Source organism: Lelliottia nimipressuralis (genome assembly GCF_004402045.1).
GTDB classification, from domain to species: domain Bacteria; phylum Pseudomonadota; class Gammaproteobacteria; order Enterobacterales; family Enterobacteriaceae; genus Enterobacter; species Enterobacter chinensis.
In genome coordinates this window covers 425798-438254 of record NZ_SOMG01000030.1, presented here as the reverse complement: position 1 = coordinate 438254, position 12457 = coordinate 425798, and the positions used below count along the sequence as shown (strand labels likewise).

Genomic DNA, 12457 nt, shown 5'->3' with positions numbered 1-12457 from the left:
CGCATGACCGTGGTTTATTCTATGGTCTATAAATTGGTTTAACACAGTCGCGCGGGCGTCATCCGCGCGAACAAGGAAGATGTAATGAAAGACGTCTCACAGCGTGAATCGTTCGCGTTTAGCGCCCGCGTACTGGGCGCGCTGTTTTATTTTGCACCCGACAGCGAGCAGGCTGCGCCGCTGGTGCAGGCCCTCACCGCTGGCGACTGGGTTCAGGACTGGCCCCTGCCGCCGGAAATGCTGCAACCCGTTGCCGAAACCTTTGCCGCGCCTGCCGATGAGCCGCTGACGGACGCCTGGCAACGGCTGTTTATTGGCCCTTATGCCCTGCCCGCTCCGCCATGGGGTTCCGTCTGGCTTGACCGCGAATCCGTGCTGTTTGGCGACTCAACCCTCGCGCTACGCCAGTGGATGCGCGAGAACAGCATTGCTTTTGAGATGCAGCAGAATGAACCGGAAGATCATTTCGGCACGTTGCTGCTGCTGGCGGCGTGGCTGGCCGAGAATGGCCGCGAGTCGGAATGCGATCGGCTTCTGGCGTGGCATATACTGCCGTGGAGCACCCGCTTCCTGTCGGTATTTGTCGACAAGGCCGGGCACCCGTTTTATACCGCGCTGGGCAGGCTTGCGCAGCTAACGCTGGCGGACTGGCGATCCGGGTTGGTTATTCCTGTTGCGGAAAAGACGCTGTATCGCTAAGGGTTGTGGCTTGCTTGCTGGTGGCGAGCAAGCTACGCTCAGAAGAGGACGTTTAAAAATTCATATCGAAACAGGAGGCATATTAATATAAATAATATATAATGACCTTACCTTGAAAGGTCTATGCTATCGTTTGATACATACAAATTAAAAAAATGACTGAAAATCATCACTCCGAGAACAAACTAAAAAGATTACTCATAACAGCCGTGATATTTAGCATTCTCGGTGCATGGATCTGGTATATGTCATGGGTATCAAGCATCTCCAATAATACGATTTTACAAAAATCGGTTCCTGAATGGAAGACGTATATCTACTTTGGAGTATTGATCGGAACCCTTTTTGTTATACGAACCTTTTTTGTGCACGCTTTTAACCAAACATTAAAATACTTTGCCAATGTTTTCTTTAGTGGTTTTTTCCTTGGGTTTTTATTGAGCTTAAATTGTTATGATATTTATGTCTATCTCTTTCCGGACAAAATAATTGGCTATGAATCTGAATATGAGGTTGTCTTCCCGGGACCATCGCGAGGTAAGCATGGACATTGTGAAGCTGGTCTCTGGTTAAAAGATCAGAATACTAACAGATGGATACAGCTTTGTACCAACAAAGAATATCTGCACAGTCACCGTAAGCAGGGAATGACAGGAGTATGGGTAACAGCTCGTGTTAATAAGATTGGAACTTACATTGTGAAATATGAATTTATTTATTTGTAGTCGCCATCTTTTATTGCGCCGATGGGAATGAATAGCACTCAAGGCCTGCTCCTCGCTGTTGGCCAGATGTTCGCACTACAGATTGTGCATCCACAGCGGAGCAACCTGCTATGGACAGGATCATCTCACTGTCCAGTGCCGTCAGTAGTTAAGCCTCGGTGGTAGCAATTGTGAATGTTCCCTGCGTGTCAGAAGCGGTTGTTGTCAAGGTCACGCAAGATAGGTTTAAATATTGTCTTCTAATGGATATGGATTCTACACGTGAAAATACGATTATTACTGCTTATATTGCTCATCACTTCCCAGTCGTGGGCAAGTGAGCTTTCCCCAAGAGAGCAAGCTAAAAAAATGGCTGAAGCAGCATGTCTATACCAATACAATGTGATCTACTCTCGCTTTACTTTAGGCTTTTCTGAGGAAAAAGCAGTTCAGGCGTCATCTAAAATACTCACTAATTATATAGAGAGCAATAAAGAGAATGCAGGTGGTTTTTTTCTCTCATCGATTCGTAGTAGTACAATTGCACAATTACGGGAGATAGAAGTAAATAAAGAGGCAATTCATCAATTAAGAACTCCCCCACCAGATTTTAAAGATAAATTTTTATCATCTTGCAATCAAATGAAAACAGAGCAGTTGGAAGCTATGCATGTTTTTGGTTAAATTCCGCATATAGATATCCTGATACGCTTTTTTGAGGCTATCATAATTGTTACTTTCGCCTCTTGCTCGTACCAGAATTACGACGCCAAAACCTAGCCTTCTTTTCACTGATGAGGGGAAAGCACAGTCCATTATCTGTATCTTGAAGTCGATGATGCGTTAGCGATCTCTGAATCGATTGAAGTTTAAAACGGTCAGGGCTGCAACAGCAGCCCTGTACCAAAAGCAGGAATTACAAGCCTTTAACCAAGGTTTAGTTATACATCGCCGCCTGATTCACCCTCACTCGCACTCTCTTTGCTTTGAATGTACCGGAGAGCAAGATAAAGATCTGGCGCCAGAATCATGTCATCATCATTCATTGTTGGCCGACTATCTTTAAACCAGCGCGTTAATTCCGTTTTCCTGCCCGCAAGGATTAACGTAATCTGTCGACCTTTCAGGTCACGCTTTAACTCATTAATGGTTGCCAGGACACTGATATCTGAATAGGTGAAGCAAGCCACGGCATCAATAATCACCCATTTAGGTTGTAACGCTGCACCATCAACTAAGTTCAATACCCGGCGTTTAAAATAAGCCACATTAAAATAGGTCAACGGCGAGTTAAATCGATACATCAGCACGCCCGGGACCATTTTAATATCGGTTGTATTACCTAATGAGTGAATCATTCCATTTTCGTCAGTACCCAGTAAGTGCTCAGAGGGACGAAAGACTGTGCGAAGGAACTGTAGCAGGCCAAGCAACACCGCAAGGCCGATCCCCTGAATAACGCCGATAATTAACACACAGCCAAACGTGAAGAAGGCCAGGCGAAATGCCTGTTTATTTCTTCGCCTCAGGTTCCATAGCCCACGTAAGTCAATCAATGACCACGATGCATACATTAGAACAATACCTAATGCAGATACCGGAATAAATTGTAATGGCTGAGTGAAAAATACCACTACGATACCGATGAGTAAGGCTGCGACTACGGAAACCAGCTGGCTTTTCCCACCAACTGAATCATTAACCGCGGTCCGGGAATCGGCTCCACTGATAGCAAACCCCTGAGATAAACCAGACATCAGATTCGCAATACCCAGCGCTCTGAACTCAGCATCCGCATTAATTTCATAGCCATTTTTCGCGGCGAAACTGCGGGCGGTCAGCATCAGGCTGACAAAGCTGACCAAAGCCAGGTTCAGCGCCGGGATCACTAAATCACGCATGGGACCGGGCTGGAACGCCCCCCAGTGAACGACGGGTAAACCAGGCTGGAAGCCTTCCCCGCCAATGGTGGCAATACCGTACCGTTGCGCAGATGTTCCCCATACCAGTACCGTTGTTATCACAATGGCAATCAAAGGTGCTGGCCAGTGGCTACGATACGTTTTGATAACCATCAAAATAATTAACGTTAAAAGCGATATCCCTATCGTTAATAAATGGCTGTCTGAAATTCGGCCTGGCAAAGCCATTATTTTCTCAATAACCTGCGTTTCATCTAGCTTTATCCCCAAAACCTTGCCTAATTGCCCGACAATAATCGTCACGGCTACGCCATTGAGCAAACCCGTAAGAATGGGATGAGAAAGCAGATCGGCAAGCGCGCCCAGGCGAAATTTACTGGCAAGCAGGCACCATCCGCCCATCATCAATGTCATGACGATCGTCAGTTGCCAGTGCAGTTCGGGATTTCCCGCTGAAAGAGGAAACACGACGGCCGCAATCACCGCGCAGGTCGTGGCATCAGGGCCCACAATAAGCTGACGTGAAGAGCCAAACAGTGCGTAAGCTATCATTGGTAAAACACAGGAATACAGCCCTACTATAGCCCCAACCCCCGCCAGCTCAGCATAAGCAATAGCAACGGGTAGCGCGACAGCCGCAACGGATAACCCGGCTTTTACATCATCTTTTAGCCAGCTTTTATCGTAGGCCAACAAATTTTGTAACCCTGGCATGTAGTTCAACAATAGTTTTCCGAACACATTATTCTCCGGACATGAATATTATCCACGAAATGTTGGCACACTTTTAAACGAAATTCTGGTTTTCAAATGCTCCGGATTGAGGCCCTAATAACACTTCAACCATTTTATTATTCTGACTGGTTTTAAACATAGTTCAAAAACGACCGGTTAGCCGGAGGTGGGACCGGCAGCCAGATCGCCGACGTTGTGACTGGTTATTGGTAGTTGAAAAGAGGACAGGAATTACGGAAGAATATTTAAACATTACTGAAGATTAAATGGATTGCGGGGTAAGAAGTGGGAATGTCTCAAGCAGTAAAGAAAATCGCTATGGTGGCTATACTGGTGAACCTGGCCGCAGGATGCACGCCGCTACACCCTTCCGGCTGCCATAAGACCACGGCGACGGGTAATTGCGGTTCAGGACGCTGGGACGATCGGGATGAATGGGGTGCGCAAGCGCGGGCAATCAGAGCGGCAATCAATGCCGAAATTGAAGAGCCGCAAACCTGGAAAGGGAAAAAATGCAGGTTGCATATTGAATTTGCGCAGGATGGCACGCCTTTAAACATCTCAACCAGCAACGGCAATAGGGCCTATTGCGAAGCGATAAAATCAGCCGCCCATAAAGCCAAATTCCCGGCCTTCAGCAATCCGGAAGTTTATAGAGATTTTCAAAAATCCGGCTTCGACATGCGCGGTTAGCACCATGATAACGCTTTGAATGGTCGCGCTTTGCTCAACCCCGCCATCCTGAGATAGGCTATGTCTGCTTTGTGCCAAAAGCGGACGGGCGAAGCCAGGGTGTTATCGTAAGCCCTGTGAGCAACCCTTCAGGGCTAAGCAGACGAGTCACAGTTTGCCCCCAGGGCTCTGTGCGGTTAGCCACTAGCAGGCGATACCCCTTCTCACTTAAGATACGGGTAGCGGAATCGAGATCCTGAACCTCATATTCAATCCATCCCTGCGGGATTGGGTGTTCGGCTGACCACTCCTCAGAGCCAAAACATGAAGTAGCGGCCTGTGATAACGGCCAGACGGCAAAATGCTTAACACCCTTAAGCCTGTTTTCCGATAACAGATAATCGCCGTTACCCTCCATTGGCTTAAGCGGCAGACCGAGTACCTGTACATAAAACCCGGAACTGACTTCAGCGTTCTGCGAGATGGGCCCAAACCCAGCGACAAACAAAACGTCAATTCCCGGTAAATTCTGCGACATACCTGCTTCCTTAATTATCTGAAATTGAACCCTGAATTTATCCTACGACTTACTGAATCACCACGCCCAATTTTGGCATCTTTGACACCTGTCAGCGGCAACAATCACGATCGCTTCTCGCTCTCAGCAGAACTTCCGCTCAGTGAGTTCGTCCGCTCCCCGAGCGGCTGTCGTTCCAGTTTATTCTTTTTGAAAGGTTTCCAGCCAACCTCCCTTTTTTATATACCCATAAAAATTAAGCTATTGGCCGGTGTTGCCGATATTAGTTTCTTATGATTAAACAACGGGAAGTATGAATGAATAGTTTGTTATCGAGATCACTTTCAATTGTGTTTACAACTCTGCTACTGACGGCCTGCTCAGGCGTACGCGACAATTCTGCAAAGTCGTACACATACCACGCTGAACATAGCATCGCCTGGAATATCAGCAATGCATCGGATATGGATCCTTTTAGCGATGCCCAGGTCAGCCACTCTCAAAGCGAAATGTTCAGCCGCACAGATTACGATTTTACTTTTCCGATAGTGGAAAATGATAAATTAAATGAAGCGTCATTGCCTTTAACCCCGTTACTGCAGTATCGACCAACGGGTATGGGCGTGGAAGAGTGGCAAACCGATGGAATTCTGGCGTGGATCCCTACTGAACTGGCCCCTACCCCCGAGGCGGCATCACTGGTGCTCTCAGATAAAATTGAATCTGCTGTGCTAGCGACCTTAAAAGAATCTAAACGCAAACATGGCGATGTCCGTAAGGGAGAGGGATATAATAACTGGTTAGGAAAATACGTGTTTCAGACCAATGAATCCCGCTATCTGGTCGTTAAATTTGCAGATAAAGATGCGGGATGTGAGCTTCCAAAAAATGGATATTATGATCCTGCAAGCCAGAATAGTCCGACCTGCGGCTTTTACACCAGCTTCCACGACGCAGAAAAAATTGTTCGCACTCCTGACTTCATAGGTGCGAATGCGACCGGGAAAAGTTATCTCGTAAGGCACGATGGGGTAAATGGAAGTCACCTCAGCCCGGTATTTATAAACAGCGCCGGACAATCGGATGCAAAAAATCAGCGTATGAATTATGCCTTCATGCAACAAGTTAGCCGCCATCTTCCAGCGTGGGTAATTATCTACCTCTCACCCAAAGAAGATAAGGGTTTACCTGCCGTTGTATTACAGCAAGGGAAAGTGCATTTTTTCTTTCGCGAAAAATAAAGCTGATCGCATCAGCGGTTGATCTTAATGTCCGCTCCGTGCAAGGAGCGGACATAGCTAACGTTCTATGTTCTTCAACCAGGTGGGAGCAGGTCCCAGCTTCATTACCCAACCTCAACCTATGAACTTTTTGAGGGGCATTTAGATGGATGTTGAATTTCAGTTCATAAAATTATTCATCAAATGTATCAATAACCTATTCAAACATTTCTTAAACTCAGAGTAGACTAGATTAACAATCTGTTTCAATTGCAAATTGGCAACCTATAGCCAGCGCTAGGGGAGTGTTCATGTTTAGTCAGGTTGACATCGGTAGTTTCGGTAGTTTTACGGACCTCAGTTGGAAAAATAGCCTTAAGGATGCAGGCAACACCGTCCAGAATTTCAAGAGGCTCAACATCCTCTACGGACGGAACTACTCTGGTAAAACTACACTCTCGCGAATTTTCCGCGCTTTGGAAACGGGGCGCATTCCACAAAACTACGTTGACCCAAATTTTACTATTCGTGGTGACAAAGGTGATGTGACACAGGTAGGCCTTGCCGGTCATGGCTACGATGTTCGGGTCTACAACCGGGATTTTGTGAGCGATAACCTAAGCTTCTTGGTCAATCAGACCGACGGCGAGATCAAGACGTTTGCTATCGTTGGTGAAAAGAATAAAGAAATCGAAGATGCCATTACCGCAATCCAAACTAGGCTAGGCAGTGTTGAATCGAAGGCGGGCCTTCGACATGAGCTTGAAGCTAAAAAGAAAGAGCGAGATCGAACGAAAGACAATCATAAAACTGCGTCTGATGCTCTTGAGGGCAAACTTCGTTCTCATGCCAACAATAAGATTAAACAGAATCGCATCTACGGCCCTGCTGTCTACAACATAGAAAGCATCAAAAAAGACATTGGCTCAGTCAAAAAACCTAGCTTCATAGCTCTGACAACCGAAGAACAAGCAGCCAAGGTCAACCTCTTGAAGCAAGAGGCCCTACCTGATATTACCGATACCGTATCGATAAACCTCAACATCGAATCAATAAGCAAAGTAGCTGAAGAACTCCTTTCAAGATTGATTAAGCCAACCCTGCCAATTCAGGAGTTGTTGAATGAGACGGCTCTCCAGATGTGGGTGAAGGAAGGTATACCGCTACACAAAGATAAGCGGGACACTTGCGCATTCTGCCGTCAGAATCTTCCTCATGACATCTGGCAGGTATTAGACTCTCACTTCAGTAAGGAATCCTCGGCTCTGGAGTCGAGTATCGATTCATGTCTGACTTCTATCGCCACCGAAATCCAAGCCATTCCTAACTTCTTGACTTTGACTGGCGATAAGTTCTACGCAGAAGAAAAAATATTATTTGAAACCAGAAAGATAGCACTTGCTGAACATCTTAAAGGCTACATGCAGGACCTCAAAGCTCTGCAGGCGGCGTTGGATAAGAGAAAGAACGCCATTTTTCAGCAGGTTCCCATACCTGTCTATATTTATGATCCGACTGCAATTCAGCAATGCGTGGGCGACATCAATGATCTGATCGCCAAAAATAATGGCCGCACAATTTCGCTGGAGAAAGATAAAAACACTGCACGAGAATCTCTACGGCTTACCGATGTGGCGTCTTTTATCGCTGACATCACCTACGATACAGAATTAGCCCGTATTGCCAGTCTCAAGACAGATGCTGACACAGCCAACACTGCATTTACCGAAGCTGAAGCCGAAATTCTTGAACAAGAAACCGAAGTGACCCGTCTACAGGGTCAGCAGAAGGATGAACGCAAGGGCGCGGAGCGAGTGAATGAGTTGCTCAGCCACTTCTTTGGTCATGATGGCATCGAGCTTGAAGCCAAAGACAATGTTGAGAATACTTCGGTTAAGTTTGAAGTCACCAGAGATGGCAACTCTGCCTACAACTTGAGCGAAGGCGAATGCAGCCTAATTGCTTTCTGCTACTTCATAGCCAAGTTGGAAGAGCCTGAAAGCAAAGGTAAGGAACTGATCATTTATATAGATGACCCAATTTCCAGCCTAGACGGAAATCACATTTTCTTCATGTTCAGCTTGATTGAAAGCCTGATTGCGAAACCCATCAAGAATGCAGATGGAACAAACAGCTATCGCTACAAGCAGCTTTTTATATCCACCCACAACCTAGATTTCTTGAAATATCTAAAGAAAATATCACTTCCTAATGAGAGGAATCACGGTGGATGCCAACATTTCATCGTTGAGAGAAATGGAGGGGCAAGTCAGATTTCCCTGATGCCTTCATATCTGCGAGACTACATCACTGAATTCAACTACCTGTTTCATCAGATCTACAAGTGCCGTAATCAAGGTGGAGCGAATGAATCTCATGAACCATACTATGGATTCGGTAACAACCTCCGCAAGTTCCTTGAGGCATTTCTATTCTTTAAGTTCCCGCACCATGATGACAAGAACGATGCCTTTGAACGGATCAAGAAATTCTTTGGCGAAGATGATCCGACAGCGATAGCTCTTGTGAATAGACTTAACAACGAGTTTTCACATCTCGAATCAATCCCTGATCGCGGATTCAAACCTGTGGAGATTCCAGAAATTTCCAAGGTGGCAAACTACGTGTTGGACAAGATTTATGCGTCAGATCCGCATCAATACAACTCACTGTTAAAAAGCATTGGCGAACCACCAAGGTCACCTTAGGAAAAAGAGCATAAAGAGTTTTTTACGGTGAGCGAGGCGCTATACGGATCTGGAATGCGCCTCTCAAACACGCCGGAAGAGTACCCACTGATGTACGGACAATCGGAACACTCAAAAGAGTGTGGCGCTAAACAGGTATGAATAGTAAATGTCCGTTCCTCGCTCACAGCAGATCTTCAGCTCAGCCAACTCGTCCGCTTAATGCCAACAGCGAACTTCGCTGAAATCAGTGCTTACTGACCGAATTCAGATTGCACAAATTTTAATGTCTGCCCATGCCGCAATTTACAGACGATATTTTGGTTCGCGAAGATGCCAGAAAATGTTTTCGCCTGTTCTCTCGGAAGAGACTTGATCCAACGAACACTAACAACCCATTCGGAAAGCTCTTCATTGTCAGAGTTTGCGTTTGGGTGTTCCGCTTTCAATCCTGCGGAGAGTAGAGGAACATTCGAATCAGTTATGAAATCGCGAATCATAACCGCTGGTTTGGTCACTTCCCCAAAGCCGACGTAACCGCATCCCTTCATGTAAGCATAAATTTTGTCACCAACTGCAAGACGATTAAGTGCAGATGAATACACCTTCCCTTGACCTGCTCCAATAAAGCCAAATTGTCTGTTATCGTCCCAAGTTCGATATTCACATTCGCCCACATTCACGAACCAACTACCAGTCCATTCATCTTGATTAGAAGCAATTGTTCTTTGCTTAACTTCTTTTCGTTCAATATAGTCTTTAGCCTCCGGCAACGGAATAATTGTTTCCGGCTTGATAAATAGCTCACCATCAGAATCGATAAATGGAGCAATTCGAGTGCATTGAATATCTATGCCATATTCTCGTAACCATAATACTGCGGAGATGACTTCAGAGTTAAACTCTTTTGAGGCCAAAATAATATGCTGTTTCGCGTTAAGTAACTCAATGTCAGCATCAATAAATTCCTCAATTTTTTTAGTCGCATCAAATTCAGACTTGTTTAAATAGGACGCGTATAGCTTAAAAATCTCACCGGGCAAGAGACTTGAGCAATACGATGCATACTTTATTGCCTGCCATTCAACGGACGAGCCAGAATCATCCCGTTTCAACTCAACCACAACAAGTGCTGCCGATTTATTTACGCAAAGCAAATCAAGGCGCTTACCAGAGGCAAGAATGACCTCTTTGCCAATGACAAGTAGTTCCTCACCTAAAATAGTCGGGCTTTTTTCGATCCATTCCTGAATATCGAAACGTTCCTTCAGCCCAAGTTCCGAGAAGTTTGTTGGTTTCAGTTTGATTAGTGTCTTATTTATTATATCTACACGAAACATTGGCTCTATCTCCTTTCAAACGTTTCCTACACATGAATATGCCATATTCAGCGGGATGCCTACACTACTATGACCATAAAAAATAGTACGCAACGTCAGCTCCCCGCTCATAAGGGACAGCCGCGATTTTTTCCATTGGTATAAATATCAGGCCGGGTGATACTCCATGCATAGTTTTCCCGATTAACGGGTTCGTACCCAAATTTTTGATAGAGCCAAGGAGCTGTTGTTGTAAACAACATGATTCTGCGAAGCTGCTCAAAGACGGGATGATGATGTATGCATTGCATCATCCATCTTCCCAGGCCCTCACCCTGATATTCCTCAAGAATATAAACATCACATAGATAAGCGAATGTAGCGTAATCTGTTATCAAACGCGCGAAACCTATCTGGTTTTCATCATGGTAAACGCCGAAATTAAGACTGTTTTCAATTGATGCGCCTACAATTGACAGATCAATCCCTTTAGCCCAGGTCGACCTCGTCAGATAGCGATGGATAGCCTGTACATCCAATTTTTCCCTGTCTGTACTCACCAAGTAGTTATCCTTATGCCACTCATGCTTCTCTGAAATGCTCACGGACGTACCTGCTCATAAGGTTATGGGAAACCTGACCTTATCATTTGATGTCAAATCATGCTATCAGTGCTGCTTCGCAATAGCTAAAGCCTGCTGCTGGTATGCGGACCTTATGACCTGGTTTTCTGTCCGCACCGTGCCAGAAGCGAACATAATTGCTATTTACTCGATTGACGTCAGTGAACGTTAAACGGCCCTAATATTCAGCCGTTTAAAATACATAACTAGACCGTTGGGATGGTACCGCCATCTATAACATATTCCGTACCCGTGATAGTGGCAGCACAGGAAGATGCCAGGAAGACGATGAGGTTCGCCACTTCGATGGGCTTTGAGGGACGCCCCACCGGAATGCCACCTAATGCCTTCATAATGATTTGCTTACCGCCCTCGTAGTCCGTTCCTGCCTGCTGCGCCAGTCGTTCTGCCAATGCTACCGATGCTTCGGTTTCTACCCAGCCAGGCGCAACACGAACCACCCGAATTCCCTTAGGGGATACTTCTTTCGACAGGCTTTTACTATACGCCGACAACGCCGCTTTCGCCGCCGCATAACCCGTGGTCGATTCCGGTAACGGAAGCTCACGCTGAATGGAGGTGACGTGAATAATCACGCCATTCTGCTGAGCCAGCATCCCAGGCAACAAGGCACGATCTATTCGTACCGCAGGCAACAGGTTAAGATTGAGTTCCTGTTGCCACTCATCTTCACCGAGTGCTGCAAAACCACCGCCGGGAGAGTTAGAACCACCAGCTATGTGCACGATGATATCGACACCACCCAGGTGCTTCTGAACCGCTTCCACGACTAAGTTACACCCTTTGATTGTGGTCAAATCTGCCGCAACGAATGCGTCTGCAATAGAATCCGTGGGAATGTGACGTGCGGTGGTTAACACCGTGGCCCCTTGCTGCTTTAACAGCGCGACAACCGCTTTACCGATCCCTTTGGTACCAGCGGTAACAAGCACACGCTTACCCTGAAAATCAAGATCCATCGACATCAGACAATCTCCAGCGTGTTAATTTTGTCGCCAACCAGACCGAAAGCATGTTTGAGCACCACTGGGCTGCCGGGGAAATTACCCACCACGTAAGACGTGACTATTAACCGGGCACCTTCAGTGAGAATTTCAATGGGCTCTACGCTGTAGTCAAACTCAGACTGCGCGGCCCGTTGCCACGCTTCGATTGCCGCATGTCCTTGATAAGTTTTCCCTTCGTCGATCACAATAGCATTGGTGGTAAAACAGTGCTTAATGTCGGCAATATCGGCCCCATTACTGATCGTGAAATAGAGTGAAATAGCGTTCGGAAGTGATAATGACATGGCTCAATGATCCCGTTATTTACAGTACGAGAATTTTTAACATAGAC

The 12457-nt window shown here is 46.1% G+C and carries 12 protein-coding genes; 6 read left to right on the top strand and 6 right to left on the bottom strand.

The genetic code is table 11. The annotated features are described in order from the left end of the window. Positions 1-84: 84 nt before the first annotated feature. From dmsD to E3U32_RS19765, 3 genes are all read left to right on the top strand, one after another. The gene (gene dmsD / locus E3U32_RS19775; protein ID WP_134350132.1) at positions 85-699 is read left to right on the top strand and encodes a Tat proofreading chaperone DmsD; all 615 of its coding nucleotides are present in this window, start codon (positions 85-87) and stop codon (positions 697-699) included. A gap of 155 nt (positions 700-854) precedes the next feature. Further along, positions 855-1424 (top strand): hypothetical protein, encoded by a 570-nt coding sequence (locus tag E3U32_RS19770; protein ID WP_134350131.1) that lies wholly within the window; start codon positions 855-857, stop codon positions 1422-1424. A 261-nt stretch (positions 1425-1685) separates the two neighbouring features. Then, the gene (locus tag E3U32_RS19765) at positions 1686-2087 is read left to right on the top strand and encodes a hypothetical protein (protein ID WP_134350130.1); all 402 of its coding nucleotides are present in this window, start codon (positions 1686-1688) and stop codon (positions 2085-2087) included. A 257-nt stretch (positions 2088-2344) separates the two neighbouring features. Here the strand turns inward: E3U32_RS19765 and E3U32_RS19760 are convergent, their stop codons facing one another. Next, entirely contained in the window at positions 2345-4066 is a 1722-nt protein-coding gene (locus E3U32_RS19760) for a SulP family inorganic anion transporter (RefSeq protein ID WP_134350129.1), read from the bottom strand. Between the two features lie 285 nt (positions 4067-4351). Here E3U32_RS19760 and E3U32_RS19755 point away from each other — a divergent pair, with 285 nt between their 5' ends. Beyond that, complete coding sequence (locus E3U32_RS19755; RefSeq protein ID WP_134350128.1) at positions 4352-4753, top strand: cell envelope integrity TolA C-terminal domain-containing protein; 402 nt, start codon at positions 4352-4354, stop codon at positions 4751-4753. Positions 4754-4811: 58 nt separating this feature from the next. Here E3U32_RS19755 and E3U32_RS19750 read toward each other — a convergent pair whose 3' ends face one another. Beyond that, entirely contained in the window at positions 4812-5270 is a 459-nt protein-coding gene (locus tag E3U32_RS19750; protein ID WP_134350127.1) for a VOC family protein, read from the bottom strand. A gap of 296 nt (positions 5271-5566) precedes the next feature. Between E3U32_RS19750 and E3U32_RS19745 the strand changes: the two genes are divergently transcribed. Continuing rightward, positions 5567-6490, top strand: a complete 924-nt coding sequence (locus tag E3U32_RS19745) for a hypothetical protein (RefSeq protein WP_134350126.1) — start codon at positions 5567-5569, stop codon at positions 6488-6490. 290 nt (positions 6491-6780) lie between these two features. Continuing rightward, positions 6781-9177 carry an AAA family ATPase gene (locus E3U32_RS19740; protein WP_166790964.1) on the top strand — a complete coding sequence of 799 codons (2397 nt, stop codon included), beginning with the start codon at positions 6781-6783 and terminating at the stop codon, positions 9175-9177. A gap of 233 nt (positions 9178-9410) precedes the next feature. Here E3U32_RS19740 and E3U32_RS19735 read toward each other — a convergent pair whose 3' ends face one another. The 4 genes from E3U32_RS19735 to E3U32_RS19720 form a co-directional block, all read right to left on the bottom strand. Continuing rightward, on the bottom strand, positions 9411-10496 hold the full coding sequence (locus E3U32_RS19735) for a DUF91 domain-containing protein (RefSeq protein WP_134350124.1): 1086 nt from the start codon (positions 10494-10496) through the stop codon (positions 9411-9413). A 107-nt stretch (positions 10497-10603) separates the two neighbouring features. Further along, positions 10604-11080: a GNAT family N-acetyltransferase gene (locus E3U32_RS19730; protein WP_134350123.1), complete on the bottom strand. Its 477-nt coding sequence runs from the start codon at positions 11078-11080 to the stop codon at positions 10604-10606. A gap of 224 nt (positions 11081-11304) precedes the next feature. Further along, positions 11305-12084, bottom strand: coding sequence for an SDR family oxidoreductase (locus tag E3U32_RS19725; RefSeq protein WP_134350122.1), 780 nt, complete (start codon positions 12082-12084; stop codon positions 11305-11307). After that, a complete protein-coding gene (locus tag E3U32_RS19720) occupies positions 12084-12410 on the bottom strand; it encodes a nuclear transport factor 2 family protein (protein WP_134350121.1) in 327 nt (108 codons plus the stop codon). Before E3U32_RS19720 ends, E3U32_RS19725 begins: the two co-directional genes overlap by 1 nt. Positions 12411-12457: the final 47 nt, after the last annotated feature.

Coding starts and splice junctions, on each gene's coding strand:
- dmsD (WP_134350132.1), top strand. CDS start 85: ATGAAAGACGTCTCACAGCGTGAATCGTTCGCGTTTAGCGCCCGCGTA.
- E3U32_RS19770 (WP_134350131.1), top strand. CDS start 855: ATGACTGAAAATCATCACTCCGAGAACAAACTAAAAAGATTACTCATA.
- E3U32_RS19755 (WP_134350128.1), top strand. CDS start 4,352: ATGTCTCAAGCAGTAAAGAAAATCGCTATGGTGGCTATACTGGTGAAC.
- E3U32_RS19750 (WP_134350127.1), bottom strand. CDS start 5,270: ATGTCGCAGAATTTACCGGGAATTGACGTTTTGTTTGTCGCTGGGTTT.
- E3U32_RS19745 (WP_134350126.1), top strand. CDS start 5,567: ATGAATAGTTTGTTATCGAGATCACTTTCAATTGTGTTTACAACTCTG.
- E3U32_RS19740 (WP_166790964.1), top strand. CDS start 6,781: ATGTTTAGTCAGGTTGACATCGGTAGTTTCGGTAGTTTTACGGACCTC.
- E3U32_RS19735 (WP_134350124.1), bottom strand. CDS start 10,496: ATGTTTCGTGTAGATATAATAAATAAGACACTAATCAAACTGAAACCA.
- E3U32_RS19725 (WP_134350122.1), bottom strand. CDS start 12,084: ATGTCGATGGATCTTGATTTTCAGGGTAAGCGTGTGCTTGTTACCGCT.
- E3U32_RS19720 (WP_134350121.1), bottom strand. CDS start 12,410: ATGTCATTATCACTTCCGAACGCTATTTCACTCTATTTCACGATCAGT.